Genomic DNA, 18,105 nt, shown 5'->3' with positions numbered 1-18,105 from the left:
CCACATCCAGGAAGCGATGGGACTGCCGGAGGTACCGTAGAAGTAGGTTGGGTCGCCCAGGCAGGTAGGGTCGGGGGCCCAGGTGAAGTATACCGTGGGCAGGGAAGGCACGATGACCGGGTGGGTGATGGTGTCGTTGCATAAAAGCCCGGCTGAGTCGGCTGTGACCACCAGCTGGACATTGTAAACTCCTCCTGCATTATAGTCATGGACGGGATTCTGAAGGTTGGATGTTCCTCCGTCGCCGAAATCCCATTGCCACTGAACCAAGAAGAAACCCGGGGGTGCTGTGCTTAAATCAATAAACTGAAGGGTATCACAAGACAATATATAGTAATCAAAGTCAGCATCCGGTGGGGAAGAAATGAATATGTTACGGGTTACATTGTTTGTGCATCCGTGATTATCAATTACTTCAAGATTAACAGGAATATGCCCAAAAGCATTGTGATAAACATGTGTTACATCTTTTCCTGAACCTATACTGCCATCCCCAAAATCCCAGAGCCATTCAACAATATTAGCATTGCTGTTTCCGTGAAAAGTAACGGTTGCATTGATGCATGCCGAGGACATGGAAATGACAAAGTCCACATCCGGGGGTTCAAAAGCATGAACGATACGGGTCACTTCGTCGGAGCATCCGACATCATCGGTATAAGAAAAGGTTACTGTATAAGTTCCGGGATTTTGGTATGCATGGGAAGGGTTTGGTTCTGTGGAGGTAGTCCCGTCACCGAAATCCCAGATCCAGGATGTAAGATTCGCTGTTCCCACCTGTGTAAAGTATGCAGTATCACCCAGACAGGAAGTATCCCTGGGAGAAATTGTGAAGTCCATATCGATCTGTGGCAGAACCGTAAGGTTGGTGATGATAGCACTATCGCAGTTATTGACCGACATCACGGTATCGAAGTAGGTTCCTGAACCATATCGCCAGTTGCCCTGCAGGAACATGGAATCACCGTAACAGATGGTTACATCATTGGTGGTGGTAAACTTAGGATATATTGTCAGTACCATCTGGTCGATGGAGTCACAGTTCAGGATATTGGTAGCCAATACCGTAAGTGTTATCGGACCCAATTCATCGGGAGCCGGAATATAGACAGGAACCTGTACATTTGGATCGACAAAAGATCCTGCACCCCCTGACCATTCAATGAAAATATAGTTTGTTGAGAAAGGTACCACCGATGAATTGGCAAAATCGTATGGATCACCCTGGCAGGAGTTCTCATCGCTTCCTGCAAAAGCATAGGCACCCGGTATGATGTTCAATGTCATCGTGGAAGTATCGTTGGCGCATGGTGACAGGCCATACGCAACCATGGTCAGGGTTATTATTCCCAGTTCATCCGGACCTGGGGTATAAATGGGCGTTACCAGGGTCGGATCATTGAAGGAGCCGTCTCCGCCATACCAGAGGACAGAACTATAATTACTGGCTGCAGGGGGTGTGACAGAGGTCGACAGATCAAAGAAAACATCTTCACAGGTCGCTTCGTCGCTTCCGGCATCTGCTTCTGCCGGAGGATTAACAAGGATTTGATGTACAGTTGTATCCGTGCATACAATCAGGGTGACATCATAGGTTCCTGCAGTGGAATAAGTATGGCTGACATTCTTTCCGATGGCAGTATTCCCGTCGCCGAAATCATACTGCCAATCTGTAAATGTATAATTTCCGCTTCCTGAAAAAAACACCTCGTAATCTTCACAGGTAGGATCATTGTTAATACTAAAGTCTGCGTCAACAGCTATAGCTGTATAGGTCATACTGACGGTATCTCCGCACCCAAAAGAAGTAAGTGTTGAGAGTGTAATGGTATACGTTCCTGCCTGTGTATAAACATGGGTTACATTTTGCCCGCTACCGGTATTTCCGTCTCCGAAATCCCAGTTCCAGTCCTGAATGGCTGTTGAGCTGGATGCATTCAGGGTTACCTGTTCCAGGGTACAGCATGTATCGGTTGGGAAGATGGTAAATGATGAAACAGGTACGGTATTGACGGTAAGAATCATGGAAGAGGTGTCATTTCCGCAGGGGAATCCTCCGTAGGCGACCATGGTTAAGGTTACCGGACCTGATTCCAGCGGATCTGAATGATAAACAGGTATTACAATACCAGGATCACTAAAAAAGCCTGCTCCACCGTACCATTTGATCGAGTCAAAATCAATGGCAGAAGGGACTATGGTTGATCCTGCAAAGTCGAAAACGAATCCCTGGCATACCGATTCATCGGAACCGGCATCAGCTACCGGGTCATTAACCACAGTTACCGCTTGCGATACCTGGTTGTCGCATATTGTATCCTGCGGTATCTGTGTAGTGTCGATGTAGTAATAGGTGTAATAAACAGTATCTGTTCCAATGGTAGCAGCAGCAGGATCAAAGAAATTTCCTGTAATGCCGTTTCCTGAAAAAATCCCTTCGGGAGGATAACCTGTAAGCATGACCGCCGGGTCCGACTCACAATAAATAGAATCCAATCCTGTAAAATCGAGGCTATAATCCAGGATGTTGAATTCCAGTGTATCCGATTCATCATCGCAGGCAGATTCATAAAAGTACTCCAGGATCAGGTTTTCTGTGCTTTCGGGCAGGTCATCCTGGAAGGCTGTGATTACTAAGGAGTCTTTAAGTTGCCCGGAAGGAATGACTATTGAATCGGGAATAGTAGAATAATCAACCCCGTTAATGGCCGTTCCGCTGGTAAGAAAAGTGATCACATAATCTTCCGGTTGTGCTTCCTGCAGTTCAAAGACTACAGTTACATTGTTACAACCCTCTACCATGGCACCAAAATCGTCCGACGACTGGCTGAAGTTAGCCGATGTATTCAGACCCTGGGCGGAAAAGCTATTGGCTTCCAGGAAGACACCGGAATCGTAGGAGGAATCTCCGCCATCAGCTACGGCTAATTTTATGTGATATACCTGGCAGGGAACAACGATCAGAGTAGCAGTCAAAACGGTAGTAAATCCGTCAAAAACAATATCAACTCCGCCCAATAATTCATTATCAATGTAATATTCGGCATATTCGAGAGAGATACAATTACCCGGGCTTCCGAAAGCGCCTACATTTCCGTTATTCACTGAATTGATTGCCACGGGAAGAGAATCGGAATCGGGTATCAATGCAATATTGATTCCTCCGTAATCGAGTCCGTTAACCGGATTTTCACCCCAGATAAAGAATCCGAAAACATCGTTGAATCCGGAGCAAACGTACTCCGGGTATTCTTCGGATCCGAAAACATAATTGAATGTTAAAGTATCGCTTTGAGGAATGAAATCAAACTCGATCACTGCTGCATCATTGGTATTTACACCGGCAAGAGCCGTCAGATCCGGGTCTCCGGGTACACCATTTCCGGTGCTGGCAAAGAATGAAACCGGTCCGGGTATTTCCAGTACCCTGCCTGAGGACATCACCACACCTTCATCAAGTCCCAGATTGGTCGAATGCCCTCTGGAAAAACTACCCAGCGCTCTGTCTTCCCTGCCGGTAAAAGTGATATTAAATGCAGTAACTCCCGATCCGATAAGGACTTCCTGTACCAATTGTTCGGGAGTGAGGGTGTTTTCGACTATCAGCTGTGCATGGATTTGAATAGTAAGAAGTACAGAAAAGACGCCAAGGAAAGTTCTTTTCAGAATATTTCTGCCAAACCGAATATTTCGATACAAAGTAAACATCCCCTAAAAACTGGATTTAAATGCTCTGTAAAGTTACCAATGTAAAACCTAATAAGGCAAGTTTATACCTTACTTAAAAGTATTCTTTTTTAGACAAGCTACACGGATAAATAGTTGTCCTGATTGTTTCTACTTTTCTTGCAGAACACATTGTACCCCTGATCTGTCCATCTCCGCCACACAAACATTGCATTGGTTGCACTCCGATTTATACAACCCGGCCTCTTTTACTTTTTCCAGGAAGCGAGGATCATGGATCAATGCCCGCCCTAAAGCGATCAGATCGAACCCGGAGGCCATGATCCTGCCGATGTACCATCCGGAAATTACACCACCAACATAAATAAGGGGAATTTCAACTTCTGCTCTCACTTTTTTGGCTTGCTCCAGGAAAAAGTTCGGCTCGAAATCGTATTTGCGGATGATCTGCTTGCCGAAGAGAAACAGGGCCAATTTTTGTAGTATGTTTTTTTCTGCCCTCACCATTTCCTTTAAGGGCACTTCTCCCCGCATTAGATAAAACGGGGTGCGACTGGTTACTCCACCGCTTAAAAGCAAAGCGTCCATACCTTCTTTTTCCAAAGCTTTTGCAACTTTGATGGCCTCTTCCTCCGTCAGTCCGCCTTCAAAACCATCGCAGAGGTTCATCTTGCATATGATTGGAAAGGATTCCCCAACATTTTTCCTGACCTCCCTGACTACTTCCAGTGGATAGCGTAACCTGTTTTCCAGGTTACCCCCGTAGTGATCTTTCCTTTTATTAAAAATGGGTGTAAGGAACTGACTTAACAAATAGCCATGGCCAAGATGTACCTCAACCGCATCAAAACCGCATGTTTTTGCAAGTTGTGCAGCTTTGCCAAAATCTGCACGCGTTCGATCCAGATCATCCTGATTCATTGCCTTTGAAAAGGACCTTCCTTTCATAATGCCATATTTGTTCAGGATGCGGCTTGGAGCCTGTGGCCTGCGACTCTTATATCTGGTACTTCGTGTAAAGAATCCACAATGTGTTAGCTGTAACGAAATTGCGCCTCCTGCATCATGCACCTCCTTTGCAAGCTTTTCAAGATAAGGCATGGCGTTTTCGTTTATAACCATCTGGTCTTCGTTGGTCAACCCATCCTCGTTAACGGCGCCATATGCGACGGTGGTCATGGCAACACCGCCTTCGGCTATCTCCCTGTGAAACCGGAATAAATCAGGGGTAGGGATGCCATCTTTGCTCATTCCTTCAAATGTGGCAGTTTTAATAAACCTGTTTTTAAGGGTTAAACCATTAAGGGTAAAGGGAGAAAATGCGTTGTCCCGGTCTTTTTGCATAAGATGAAAGCATTTAATCAGAAACTATGTTTGTGAAAAATGATATTATACTTCGGCTGTTTGAGTTTGCAAAAAAAGCAAACTCAAACAGCTGAAGTATAATATCAATCTTCAGAAAACTCCTGTAACATTTTCCTGTATTCTGAAAATACATTTGCCCTGGATATAAATCCTATATACTTTCCATCTTTCAATACAGGAAGATTGTAGTTTCCCGTTCTTTTGAACTTTGCAGCAACCTCTTCCATCGATTCCTCAGGATCGACAAAAGCCTCCGGCATAAACATCAGGCTGTTTATTTTAACAGTGTCATATTTTTCGGGTTGGAACATGATATTTCGGATATCATCCAGGAAGACAAGTCCATAGAAGTTTTGATCTGCGTCAATAACCGGAAAGAGGTTCCGAGTTGACTGGGAAATAACCTTTACCAGGTCTCCAAGAGTGGCGTCGGGATTAATGGGTTTGAAATTGGTTTCTATCAGCTTGTTAACCCTCAGTAAGGAAAGAATGGCTTTGTCTTTGTGATGAGTGATCAGTTCCCCCCTCTTCGCCAGCTGATAGGTATACACCGAATTGGTTATGAAGATTTTAATGGTAGCATAGGAAATGGTTGCGGTGATCATCAGGGGGACAAAGAGTTTATATCCTGAAGTAATTTCTGCTATAAGGAAAATCCCGGTAAGGGGTGCATGCAGAACCCCTGCAATCAAGCCGCCCATGCCAACAAGGGCATAGTTGCTAACTGTGAGTTCTCCGATTCCAAGATAATTTACCAGGTTTGCAAAAAACAATCCTGTAAATGCCCCAAGGAAAAGGGTAGGGGCAAAAATACCTCCTATGCCTCCTGCCCCGAAGGTCACGGATGTGGCAATGGCCTTGAAAAAAATGATCAGCAGAAAAAGCAGAAAGACAAAAATAAACTCTTCCCGGAAATCATAAAAGAGGCTGTTTTCAAAAAGCAAACTATAATCACCTTTCAGACAGGCATTAACCGCTTCGTAGCCTTCACCGTATAATGGGGGGAAAATAAAAACCAAAAACCCAAGTATCACCGAGCCTATTAACCATTTATTGTACCACTTTTTTATCCTGGAAAATCTACCCTCAATGAAAATATACATTTTAGTGAAATAAATGGATATAAACCCGGCAAGAATACCCAACATAATATACCAGGGTATTTCCTGGAGTGTGAAACCTGTCTTCATCTCAAAAGGATAAAGCACTGCTTGTCCCAGGAAAAAGTAAGAAGTCAATACCCCGGTTGCCGAAGCAATAAGCAAGGGGATCACAGAAGCGAGGGTAAGATCTATCATGATCACCTCTATTGCAAAAACCACGGCGGCAATCGGGGATTTAAAGATGGCTGCCATGGCTGCTGAACTTGCAAGACCGAGCATAAGTGTTATTTGCCGGTAGTTTAGTCTCAAGAATTGTCCGAGGTTGGAGCCAATAGCCGCTCCTGTTGCAACGGTCGGGCCTTCAAGTCCTACGGAACCTCCAAAACCAACGGTAAATACGGAAGTGATAATGGATGAGAAAATATTGTGCCGTTTAATCACTCCGTGATTCCTGGATATTGCATATAAAACGCTGGGAATGCCATGACCAACATGTTGCCTGACTATAAACCTCACATAGATAACAGCCACCAGTATACCAATGGCAGGATAGACGAAATAAAGCAGGTTGTAATACTCTTCGGAAAAACCATGCGTGAGAAGCTGCTTGATCAGCCGGACGCCGTTTTTGATGATCACGGCACCCAAACCAGCCAGAACTCCAATCACAACGCTGAGGATCATTATGAAGTGCTTGTCACTTATATGTTTGATCCTCCAGATAAGGAAGCGGCCTAATATATTTCTTTTTCCAGCCATGGGATTCTTAAGGGAATTTCAAAATTATCAGATTAATCGTGGATGAACTTTTTTATATTAGCCTGGTTATTATTGGATGCAAAGTAAATAAAATACCTTATCGATGACGAAAAAAATTGTCTCTTATAATGTTAACGGCATCAGAGCTGCCATAGGCAAGGGTTTGACTGAATGGATCCGCGTTGTGGAACCTGATATTGTATGTATCCAGGAAACCAAAGCTCAGCCGGACCAGATTCCTGTACTCGAATTTGAAGAGCTAGGATACAAGACATACTGGTTTTCAGCGAAAAAGAAAGGTTACAGCGGTGTTGGCATCCTGACAAAAGATTTGCCCGATAAAGTTGTTGCAGGAATGGGTATGCCGGTTTACGATGATGAGGGCCGTTTTCTGCGGGCAGATTATGGTGATATCTCCGTTGTCAGTGTTTATCATCCCTCCGGTTCCAGCGGGGATGAACGTCAGGCTTTCAAGATGAAATGGTTGGCTGATTTTCAGGAATATATCGACAGGCTGAAAAAAGAAAGACCCAATCTTATCATCTCTGGCGATTATAATATTTGCCATCAGCCCATAGATATTCACGATCCGGTTGGTAATGCGAAGAGCTCAGGTTTTCTTCCCGAGGAGAGGGAGTGGATGAGTGGTTTCATTAACAGCGGATTTGTGGATTCCTTCCGGCATTTTAATAACGAACCCGATCATTATACCTGGTGGAGTTTCAGGGCGAATGCGAGGGCAAGGAACCTTGGCTGGCGCATCGATTACAACATGGTCAGTGAGCCGATTGCCGGTAAAATGAAAGGTGCCATGATTCTGCCGGATGCAAAGCATTCCGATCATTGCCCGGCTACCTTGGATTTTGATTTATAACATGCTTGAGACTAACCGAATAATCTGGTAAAAAGATCTTCCACTTTTTTTACCGTTCGTATCCGGATTTTATTGTCTTTTAAAGAAATCCCTCTGGCATTATAGGATGAAATGTAGATTTCTCCGAATCCGAGTTTTTCTGCTTCTGCAATACGCTGCTCAATTCTGTTTACTGCCCTGATCTCGCCACTGAGGCCTACTTCTCCTGCGAAGGCAATATTTGCGGGGACGGGTATATCGCTGTTGGAAGAAAGGACAGCCGTAATGACTGCCAAATCGATAGCAGGATCATCCACATAGATCCCTCCGGCGATATTCAGAAAAACATCCTTGCTGCCCAGCCTGAATCCGCTTCTTTTCTCTAAAACGGCAAGCAGCATATTAAGGCGCCTGGCATCAAATCCTGTGCTTGAGCGTTGTGGTGTGCCATAAGCGGCCGTACTTACCAGGGCCTGTGTCTCAATCAGCATAGGCCGCATTCCTTCAATAGTTGCTGCAATAGCAATACCGCTGGTATCTTCTTCCCTTTGGGTAATCAGTATCTCAGAAGGGTTGCTGACCTCCCTCAGACCCTTGTCGGTCATCTCAAATATACCCAGTTCTGAGGCTGACCCGAAACGGTTTTTCATCGACCTCAGGATGCGGTAACCATGGTGGCGATCGCCTTCAAACTGCAAAACCGTATCCACCATGTGCTCTAATATTTTTGGACCGGCCAGGGTTCCATCTTTGGTTATATGCCCAACCAGGAAAACAGGGGTGTGCGTTAATTTGGCCAATCGTTGTAATTCCGATGCACATTGCCTTACCTGAGAAATACTTCCTGCAGATGATTCTATCAGATCGCTGTGAAGCGTCTGTATACTGTCAATGACCAGCAACCCGGGCTGCAATGTTTGAATGATGTTAATAATGGCCTGGGTATTGGTTTCAGAAAGGAAATAACAATGTTCGCTTTCAAGGTTCAGTCTTTCCGCTCGCATACGCAATTGCTGAATGCTTTCTTCCCCGCTGATATATAAGGTTTTGATGTCCTTTCTTGCCATGGCAACCTGTAACATCAGGGTCGATTTTCCTATACCCGGTTCACCACCTAAAAGGATGATGGAACCTGGAACCAGGCCTCCTCCCAGAACCCTGTCAAGTTCTTGTATTTTTGTTGTGGAACGTCTTTCCGGATTGATTTCAATATCTTTGAGGGTTTTGGGTACAAGCCGACTCTCTTTTCCTGGAGTAGTAAGAATTTGATTTTTACCTTCAGTCTGGATGACTTCTTCGACATAAGTATTCCACTCCCCGCATGCAGGGCAGCGGCCTACCCATTTGGGTGATTGTGCACCGCAATTCTGACAGAAATATGCCGTGCGTGTTTTAACCATAAGATATTATATGTTCCGGATTTTCTCAATGATAGAACTGGTGCTGTAGCCATCAACCAGAGGTATAGTCTTAATGATACCACCATAGGATTCTACGATATCATGACCGGCTATTTCACTGATCTCATAATCATCTCCCTTGACGAGAACGTCTGGTTTCACCTTTTTTATGAGCTCATAAGGGGTTTCTTCATCAAATAGCAAAACACCGTCAACAAAGCCCAAGGCAGCCAAAACAGATGCACGGGCCAATTCATTGTTTACAGGCCGGTTGGGTCCTTTCAGACGGCGAACCGAAGCATCAGTATTCAGCCCTATCACCAGGATATCTCCCATCTCTGCCGCCTTCGAAAGATAATCAATGTGTCCCAAATGCAGAATGTCGAAACATCCGTTCGTGAATACGATCCTGTGGTTAAGAAACTTCCAGACAGCAATTTGACTTTCAATAGATTGATTGTCAGCGTGAATTTTTGATTTGATATAATTCTGGATTTCCATCCGTCATTCTCCTTTTTTGCATTAGAATTAATAAAAATGAAACAGCCCCCAAAATTATAATATTTATAGTCTGGGCAGCATGGGTAAGTGTAGCAAAAGAAGCTGCAACAGCTTTATCAATACCGTAAAGTTCAAACAACAACGCAGTGGTAATGAAATGGTAGGTGCCTATCCCTCCCGGGACGGGCGCAACTATCCCTAAACTTCCAATAGCCATAATAGTTACTGCATCTCCGAAGTTAAGCCCTTCAGTCCCGTTCATTGCAAAAAACGGGAAATATACCATAAAAGCATACATTAGCCAGATTATGAATGTGTAAAACAGGAAGGTCCATTTCTGCGGTAATCGTTTTATGGTTTTTATTCCTTCCACCAATCCTTGCGCAAACTTTTTCATTTTTACCAGGAAGGGCCATTTCTCAAAATGATGCCTCATCCTGCGGATCAAAAAAATGATCAGGAAAACAACGGCCGCTGCAATTATACTGAAGAGGATAATATTAAGGTAGTTGCGTTCTACATTTGAAAACAAGGGTGCAATAATATTGTCATGGACAAATTGTCCAACCAGAGAAAGCTGAAAAAGTATCACTCCAAGGATAATGAGCAGAAGAATAATCATGTCAAAAACCCTTTCGGCTATGACTGTCCCGAAGAGAGAATTAAAAGGTATCTTGTCTTTGTTGGTCAGAGCTCCACACCTGGATATTTCCCCAAGCCTTGGCACTGCGGTGTTGGCGAGATAACCAATCATTACGGCATAAAAAGTTGTACTAAGTCTTGTAGGATATCCCATCGATCCGATCATCAGATTCCACCGTGCTGCCCGGAAAATATGCGAAATAATGGCTGCAATAATAGCAAGAAGAATATAAAAATAATTGGCTTCCAGGATCTCTTTCATCACCTGATGAAGGTCAACTTTACGGAATACAAGCCAAAGAAATAATACCCCTATCAGGAGAAAGAAGATGTAATTAATTGCCGAAAATATCCTTTTCTTCAAATGATTACTTCAGTTTATTGTTTGCATCGGGGGTAAGTATGACCGGGTTAAAGATTTTGGCTTCCTCAACCGGCATGCTGGCATAAGAAACTACAATTACAAGATCACCGACCATGACCTTGCGGGCCGCTGCACCGTTAATGCCAATGACTCCGGATCCCCTCTCTCCTTTGATTACATAAGTTTCAAATCTTTCCCCGTTGTTGATATTGTACACATGTACCTTTTCATTGGCTATAAGATTAGCGGCATCCATAAGGTCTTCATCTATGGTTATACTGCCGACATAATGAAGGTCGGCGTGTGTAATGGTAGCCCTGTGGATTTTCGATTTTAGAACTTCAATCTGCATAGCGCTGCAAAATTAAAAATATTTATCAATACAAGGCCCTCTAATTAAGAAGACAATTATTCATCCTAAAGGTTCAGGCTGATATTGTCGATTAACCTGACGTCTCCCAGGAATACAGCAATGCAGGCACGAGCCGGAATCATGGGATTGAAATATTCCAGGGGTTGTAATGATCCGGAATCAACAATTTCAAGATATTCAACCCTCATTTCAGGTTGCTGGTTGAGGTGTTTTATGGCTTGTTCAATAAGATGTTCTGAATTTTCTTCTGAATACTTTGCTTTTAATTCTTTCAGGATACGGTATATAACCGGAGCTGTTTTTCGTTGTGATTCTGTTAACCTCACATTTCTGGAACTCATAGCCAGCCCGTCGGGTTCTCTGACCGTAGGACAGGCAATGATATTTACAGGAATGCTTTCCAATTCAACTAATTTCCTGATGATAGCCAGCTGTTGAAAATCTTTTTCCCCAAAATAAGCATTATCCGGTGTTATGATGTCAAGGAGTTTTTTCACCACGATGGCAACGCCATTGAAATGCCCTGATCTGAATTTTCCTTCCATAACCTTGTCCAGCATTCCAAAATCATATTCATGGATTACAGGTTCCGGATACATTTCATCGGGTTCCGGTGCAAAGACTATATCACAACCTGCCTGCTTCAGCATATCGATGTCCTTTTCCAACGTCCTGGGATATTTTTTCAAATCTTCAGGATTATTAAACTGGATAGGATTCACAAAAATGGAGCAGGCAACTACATTGTTTTCTTCCCTGGCCAGACGGATCAGGGAGATATGCCCTTCATGCAGCGCTCCCATAGTGGGAACAAATCCGATTATTTGACCATCTTTTTTCAGGGTGGTGATACGGGAACTCACATCCCTGATGGTTTTATATAATTCCATAAGCCTACTTTTTCCTCAGAATTTTATAAGTATCCCTTTCCAACGTAGTTTCCGGAGTTTCAATGATCCTGCCGATTTCAAATCCATCGTGGTAAAAGATGAAAGTAGGTACACGCTCTATAGATAGATCCCGGATATTAAGATCCCCTGCTGTTTTTGAACGGTCAACCCCTATCATCGTCAAATTGCTTTCATTAAAATCAATTTGATCAAGAACCTTCAGAAATCGTGGCACCTGCGTCTTACTGTCGCTACACCAGGTTCCAAGGACGATCACAATTTTTGTGTCATCCAGTTTTTTCCGGATTTTTTTTAAATACTTAATTTCCGGAGTATAGATATCATATTCCTCTACATAAGATTCCAGGAACTCACCCCATTGAAGTCCGTCACGGTTACAGTATCCAACTACCACTTCCCGGTCAATTCTCGGATCCATAATGATCTTATTAATTTCCTGGGTATAAGCCATTCCTGAAAAAAGTAGGGGTAAAAACAGGAAACAAAACAGCTTTTTCATCGTTTATTTCGTATATTAATCAATAGATTCTAATGGTTATATAGGATCACCAAAATTAACATCTGAAATTTGTATGATATTGTAATTAAACACATTTCATACATGTTGAAAAGCAAATATAGAACAAATTGAGGTGCAGTGATAAAAATCTGTAATTTTGTAAAAAAGTTGAAAAGCTATGACCGACAGATCGTTTAGAGAAAATCTTGACCTTTTAATAAAGCTGTTCAGACGGTTGAAAAGTAAGTCTTCCCTTGCGGAAATTCAGGGGATAGATAAAGCATTTTACCAGAATTTCGAGTATCTCCTGAATAATTATGAAATGATGAAAGACCAGATTTCCGAAGAATTGCTTGACAAGTTTGGTGAACCGGTAAAGGGAATGATCGCAGGTCTTGTGGAGCAGTTGAAGGAGGAATTGGGGGAGGATGCGGTAAATATTATGGAGGATGTAAAGGTAGAAGAGAACTTCACCAATGATACCAACAAAAGTCTTGAGGAAATTGATGAAATGTTAAAAAAAACTGATTTGACAGAAGAAGAAATTGACCTGCTTCTTGATCGCAGATCTAAACTGATGAAGCAAAAAGAATAAAAAAAGTCCTGATTTAATCAGGACTTTTTTTACATAATTTACAGACTTCCATCGTATGCTTTTTCACCGTGCAAAGCCTCATCAAGTCCAATATCTTCCTGATCCTGAGGTACTTTTACCGGTGTAATCAGATTGATAAATATCAGCATAACATACGTGAAGACAAATGCATAAGCGCTGGCAATAATAACGGCTACCACTTGTTTCCCAAAAAATGCAGATCCGCCGTAAATAAGGCCTTCCATTCCATTTGGATTTACCGATGTTGTAGCGAAAACGCCCAGTAAAATTGTTCCCAGAAGGCCGCCTACACCGTGTACACCCCAAACATCAAGAGCATCATCCCAACCGAGGCTGTTTTTCATATGAACAGCGAGATAGCATACTATACCTGCAAACATTCCGATCAATGCGGCAGACCATAAGGGGACAAAACCGGCAGCAGGTGTAATTGTGGCCAAACCGGCGATACTTCCGGTTAATAATCCCACAAATTTAGGTTTTCTTTTAAGGCTCCATTCAATGATCAACCAGGTAATGGCTGCAACGGAAGCGGCAATATCAGTGTTGACAAATGCCTGAATGGTAACATTATCCACCTTAAGTTCACTTCCTGCGTTAAATCCATACCATCCGAACCAAAGCAATCCGGTTCCAATGGCAACCAAAGGAATGCTATTGGGTGGAGAAGCCTGGTCGCGACGCTTGCCTACATATAAAATTGAAGCCAGAGCAGCAAATCCGGCAGTGGCATGAACGGGTATCCCTCCGGCAAAGTCAAGCACTCCCCATTCCTGGAGTAATCCGCCTCCCCATACCATATGAACGAATGGGTAATAAACAAAGATTTGCCAAAGAACCAGGAAAATGAGGTAGGATTTAAATGTAATACGGTTTACAAAAGCACCGGTAATAAGCGCCGGTGTAATAATGGCAAACATCATCTGATAACCAAAGAACAGCAATGGTGGGATATTGCCATCTGCTGAAGAATACAATTCTTGCAAGGTCATCCCGCTAAGAAATGCCATGTCAAGATTGCCAATAATACCGCCTTTACCGCCACTGAAACTTAGCGAAAAACCAATGGCATACCATAGTATTGTTGTGATTCCAAGCGAAACAAAGGTCTGGATCATTATACCCAGAATGTTCCTTTTACTGGCAAGTCCTCCATAAAAAAACGCCAGGCCGGGGGTCATTAGCATCACAAGACTGGTGGCCAATAACATAAATCCAATATGTCCTTCCATGATAAAATATTATTAATTTCTACTATTAAAATGAACTATAATGAGAAACCAAAGACAATAAAGATATTCTCCGCCTGGGGATTGGTGATGAGAGATGCTTGTACCGGCAATGAGAAACTCTCGGTAATTTTGATATCTCTTGTTGCTGTAATCCCAACATTCACTACACTAAATCCTTCAGCACCGGGTGTCAGATAAATACCTTTGTCGGGTGTGAAGCCCATAAAGATGTTGAATCCGGTTTTTTGGATGCTTCCACTATAACCAATTTCAAAATACCAGGAGTTGTCTTGATCAGCCCCTGCGAAATTATAGTTGGCCGAAGCGTTGAAAGGAATTTTATCATTTCCATTGAATGAAAGGTTTGCTTCAAAAGTGTGCCCGGTTGTCTTGTCGTCGTAGTCGAAATAATTATTCTTACAGGTATCTCCCGGAAAGAAATAATCAGTTGCACCGATGGTGAACATGTCGTTAATGAATGTGTAGGAAAGGTACAAGTCAGCTTCCTGGTAGCCGGGCCCACTGATAGAATATGCTCCCCAGGCTCCTAACTCGATCCCGAATGCGGAAACCGAAAGGGTTGGCTGCACACTGGGTGCATTTCCAAAGTCTGTTCCCCTCCAAATATAACGACTCATAATATCGGCCCCTGCATTGAGGCTTACTTTTTTTTCCTGCGAAAATGAGTGCAAAGCAATCAATGCTAAAACCGTGCACGACAGGATGAATTTTGTGGATCGTTTCATAACCTTTGCTTTTGTAGTTAATAATTAAACAACAAAAGTTTAAAAGATTATTCTGAGAATCAATACTATAAAAACTGAAAATCGATCGGTATAACACGGAAGATTATTTCCGTGTTATACCTAAAAGCTGTTTATTTTAAGTGAAAAAAGGTGCCTCCAGGATCTGTTTTTCAGATATCGATAATCTTGTTTTGAATGGCGTATTTTACAAGGTCAAGCATTGATTTGATTTCAAGCTTGTTCATTATATGATTCTTATGAGATTCAACCGTTCTTGTGCTAATGAAAAGTTTTTCAGCTATATAGCGATTGTTGTTTCCGGCCAGGATGAGTTTTAAGACCTCCATTTCCCGGTTGGAAAGCAGACTGAAATCCTTTTGGTCTTCCTCTTTCCTGGCCTTTTTGACAAAGCTTCTTAAGATTATTTTTGAAATAGTTTCCGGTAAGTATTCAACATCATTATTTACACTTAAGATAGCTTCTCTGAGTTCATGCCTGGATGTGTTTTTTGGAAGATACCCTGATGCTCCGGCCCTCAGGGAATTGAAGATAAATTCTTCATCAGTATACATTGAGAGGATCAGGATTTTGATGCTCGGGTATTTTTCATGTATCTGGCGCGTAAGCTCTATGCCGGAAATATCGGGTAGAGCAATATCTATTATGGCTAGATCAGGTGAGTTGTTTGAGAGTATTTTTAACATCATCTCCCCGGTGCTTGCTTCCGCAATGACCTCCATCTCATCCATTCCTGCTATAAGAGCTTTAATTCCATCCCGCACGATCTGATGGTCATCAACAAGGATTATCTTTATTTTCTCCATTTATTTCCGCTGTTTTGCATAAGGTATTTCAACGACAATTGTTGTACCCATACCGGCTTCCGAATTGATTTTCAGGGTTCCGCCCATCATTCCGGCCCTGTCTTTCATATTCGATAATCCGTTACCGGAAAATGCCTGGTTGTCCTCCATATTAAATCCTTTTCCATTGTCGCTTATTGTAGTTCTAAAATTTTCCTGATCCTGATTAATTTTTATTTTTATCAGGGAAGCTTCACTATGTTTAAGTGAGTTGTTTAAGGCTTCCTGAACGATCCGGTATAGATAGGTACGGTTTGTTTTACTTAAGCTTTCCTCTTCAAGGGAAGTTTCCAGGTCTACTTTGATATGACAGTTGTTTTTAATTTCTTCAGAGAGTTTTCTTATCGCAGTTATGAGCCCGAATTCAAAAAGTACTGCAGGCATAAGGTTATTCGACATTCTTCTGATTTCGTCGATGGTTGTGTCAATCGACTTTTTTACTTCCCTGATTGATTCAAACACATCACAAAGGTCGTGCCCCCGTATGTTTTCCAGCATCAACTTCAGTGCGATCAGGTTCTGTCCCAATCCATCATGCAACTCTCTGGATAATCTTTGCCTCTCAATTTCCTGGCCGTCAAAGACAGAACGTAACCTTCTGGTTCTCTCCTCTTTAAGTTTTTCGGTAATATCTTTTAGCCTGGCCGACATGTCATTGAAAGATACCCTGAGATCGCCAATTTCGTCGTAACTGTCCCCGGGGAGATTTATATCAAAATTTCCCTGGCCTATTTTCTGAGCTGCATTTTTTAGCTTTATTACCGGAGAAGTTACGGTATGGGATATGATGTAAGTGTAAATAAACAGGATCAAGGCGATGAAGGTACCTACAATAATGATGTTATTTGTTATGGCTGATAATGGAGTAAGGGCTTCCTCCAGGTCGATTTCGGCAAGTAAAGCCCAGTTTATCTCTTCGGTAACAACCGGTGCAAAAGAGCTTAATACCTTTATCCCTCTGTAATCGGGGGTAATCAGGGTCCCGCTGTCTCCGTCCAATGCCTTTTTTACTGCCTGGGTTTCAACTTTGGTGCGGAGTATTGAGGAGTTCTGAAATCTTGAATTACTTCTCATCAGATGGTCTTTCCCAACCAGATATGATTCACCTGACTCACCAAGGCCACTGTAAGGATTATCTTCCAGCATGATGCTGTTTAACGCTGAAGCGGGGATCTCTAAAACGATCACTCCATTAGAACCCTTTTCATATCCGGCTAATTTGCATACTGATAGAAAAGCATGACCGGAATTTGTAGAATCAAGATCCTTAATGACTGCGCTTTGGTATGGGATATTATTTTGTATTATTGACGAACATAAATTGCCGAATGTGCCTGATTTAAAGCTTAAGAACCTTTGGTTGCCTTGATCTAAACTGGTCTTAAGACTTATCCCGCCTGGATTTATAATGTAAAGATTCTTATAATAACCTTTTGACCTTAAATAAAAAAGCAGTTGATCAAGATTTGATGACTTTTGAATAGTTACGGTCATTTGTTCAATATCGGATGTATCCTTTAAGTTTTTATTTTTCAGGATCTCCATTATTTTATAAATGCCTTCGGAAGATGCAAGTAGTTCTATGTCGTTTTTCCTGTCTTTGAAAAAGCCTTCCAATTGCCTCTTTTTTATTACCCTTAACGTTGTAAGCTGTTCGAATGTTCTGTCGATCAATATGTTTTTAGCGGTGTAATAAGCAAAAAATGAGATGACAAGGATGATGGAAATGCCTATCAAAACAAAATTTAAAATTAACTTATCTTTAAGTGAAATGTATTTTTTCACGTTCCAGGGTTTTGATTCCAGAAGGCATCGCAAAGGTAAACAAAGAACATAGTAAAGTACGCAAAGAGTCCTGTTTTCTGACGGATAGTTTGGCAAAATACAAATGATCAATTTTCATATGCTTATCTGAAGTTTTGTATTTAACTGTATTTTTTTATATGTAAGAACTTTAATAACTATTTTTGTATTCTTTATAAAAAACGATGAAAGAGGAAAACCGAAAAAGAGGAATCTGGAGCTTTCCCTGGGGATACAGGGAAAGTTTTATTATTGCTTTATCCATCATGGTCCTGGGGTTTTTAATTCAGGCATTTACAGGCAAGGGGGTTCAATTACCAGGATGGCCGGTGAATGTTATCATTATTGTGATTTTTGTTGCTTATTTGATCCTGATATACCGTTTTGT

At 42.2% G+C, this 18,105-nt stretch carries 16 protein-coding genes; 3 read left to right on the top strand and 13 right to left on the bottom strand.

Annotation, left to right across the window (positions count from 1 at the left end):
- The 3 genes from KKA81_07395 to KKA81_07385 all read right to left on the bottom strand — a co-directional run.
- On the bottom strand, positions 1-3,708 hold a 3,708-nt coding region (locus tag KKA81_07395), incomplete at its 3' end, for a choice-of-anchor L domain-containing protein (protein MBU2650742.1).
- 129 nt (positions 3,709-3,837) lie between these two features.
- Positions 3,838-5,031 (bottom strand): NADH:flavin oxidoreductase, encoded by a 1,194-nt coding sequence (locus KKA81_07390; protein ID MBU2650741.1) that lies wholly within the window; start codon positions 5,029-5,031, stop codon positions 3,838-3,840.
- A gap of 104 nt (positions 5,032-5,135) precedes the next feature.
- Positions 5,136-6,914 carry a chloride channel protein gene (locus KKA81_07385; protein MBU2650740.1) on the bottom strand — a complete coding sequence of 593 codons (1,779 nt, stop codon included), beginning with the start codon at positions 6,912-6,914 and terminating at the stop codon, positions 5,136-5,138.
- Between the two features lie 103 nt (positions 6,915-7,017).
- On the opposite strand from KKA81_07385, the gene xth reads away from it, so the two are divergent.
- On the top strand, positions 7,018-7,788 hold the full coding sequence (gene xth / locus KKA81_07380; GenBank protein MBU2650739.1) for an exodeoxyribonuclease III: 771 nt from the start codon (positions 7,018-7,020) through the stop codon (positions 7,786-7,788).
- Between the two features lie 11 nt (positions 7,789-7,799).
- Here the strand turns inward: xth and radA are convergent, their stop codons facing one another.
- The 6 genes from radA to KKA81_07350 form a co-directional block, all read right to left on the bottom strand.
- Positions 7,800-9,167: a DNA repair protein RadA gene (gene radA / locus KKA81_07375; protein ID MBU2650738.1), complete on the bottom strand. Its 1,368-nt coding sequence runs from the start codon at positions 9,165-9,167 to the stop codon at positions 7,800-7,802.
- Positions 9,168-9,173: 6 nt separating this feature from the next.
- Complete coding sequence (gene rfaE2 / locus KKA81_07370) at positions 9,174-9,668, bottom strand: D-glycero-beta-D-manno-heptose 1-phosphate adenylyltransferase (protein ID MBU2650737.1); 495 nt, start codon at positions 9,666-9,668, stop codon at positions 9,174-9,176.
- Positions 9,628-10,674, bottom strand: coding sequence for a flippase-like domain-containing protein (locus tag KKA81_07365; protein MBU2650736.1), 1,047 nt, complete (start codon positions 10,672-10,674; stop codon positions 9,628-9,630). The genes rfaE2 and KKA81_07365 overlap by 41 nt, the downstream gene beginning before the upstream one ends.
- A 4-nt stretch (positions 10,675-10,678) precedes the next feature.
- Complete coding sequence (locus KKA81_07360) at positions 10,679-11,026, bottom strand: aspartate 1-decarboxylase (protein ID MBU2650735.1); 348 nt, start codon at positions 11,024-11,026, stop codon at positions 10,679-10,681.
- A gap of 65 nt (positions 11,027-11,091) precedes the next feature.
- On the bottom strand, positions 11,092-11,937 hold the full coding sequence (gene panC, locus KKA81_07355) for a pantoate--beta-alanine ligase (protein MBU2650734.1): 846 nt from the start codon (positions 11,935-11,937) through the stop codon (positions 11,092-11,094).
- 4 nt (positions 11,938-11,941) lie between these two features.
- On the bottom strand, positions 11,942-12,457 hold the full coding sequence (locus KKA81_07350; protein MBU2650733.1) for a thioredoxin family protein: 516 nt from the start codon (positions 12,455-12,457) through the stop codon (positions 11,942-11,944).
- Positions 12,458-12,635: 178 nt separating this feature from the next.
- On the opposite strand from KKA81_07350, the gene KKA81_07345 reads away from it, so the two are divergent.
- Positions 12,636-13,052: a hypothetical protein gene (locus tag KKA81_07345; GenBank protein ID MBU2650732.1), complete on the top strand. Its 417-nt coding sequence runs from the start codon at positions 12,636-12,638 to the stop codon at positions 13,050-13,052.
- A gap of 38 nt (positions 13,053-13,090) precedes the next feature.
- Here KKA81_07345 and KKA81_07340 read toward each other — a convergent pair whose 3' ends face one another.
- From KKA81_07340 to KKA81_07325, 4 genes are all read right to left on the bottom strand, one after another.
- A complete protein-coding gene (locus KKA81_07340) occupies positions 13,091-14,305 on the bottom strand; it encodes an ammonium transporter (protein ID MBU2650731.1) in 1,215 nt (404 codons plus the stop codon).
- Between the two features lie 35 nt (positions 14,306-14,340).
- The gene (locus KKA81_07335; GenBank protein ID MBU2650730.1) at positions 14,341-15,051 is read right to left on the bottom strand and encodes a hypothetical protein; all 711 of its coding nucleotides are present in this window, start codon (positions 15,049-15,051) and stop codon (positions 14,341-14,343) included.
- A gap of 170 nt (positions 15,052-15,221) precedes the next feature.
- On the bottom strand, positions 15,222-15,875 hold the full coding sequence (locus tag KKA81_07330; GenBank protein MBU2650729.1) for a response regulator transcription factor: 654 nt from the start codon (positions 15,873-15,875) through the stop codon (positions 15,222-15,224).
- Positions 15,876-17,699, bottom strand: coding sequence for a HAMP domain-containing protein (locus KKA81_07325; protein ID MBU2650728.1), 1,824 nt, complete (start codon positions 17,697-17,699; stop codon positions 15,876-15,878).
- Between the two features lie 203 nt (positions 17,700-17,902).
- Here KKA81_07325 and KKA81_07320 point away from each other — a divergent pair.
- The coding region (locus tag KKA81_07320) for a hypothetical protein (GenBank protein MBU2650727.1) at positions 17,903-18,105 on the top strand (203 nt) is incomplete at its 3' end.

This window comes from Bacteroidota bacterium (genome assembly GCA_018831055.1).
Lineage (GTDB): Bacteria > Bacteroidota > Bacteroidia > Bacteroidales > B18-G4 > M55B132.
Note: the sequence above shows the minus strand (reverse complement) of the source record. Positions and strands in the feature narration are given on the sequence as shown.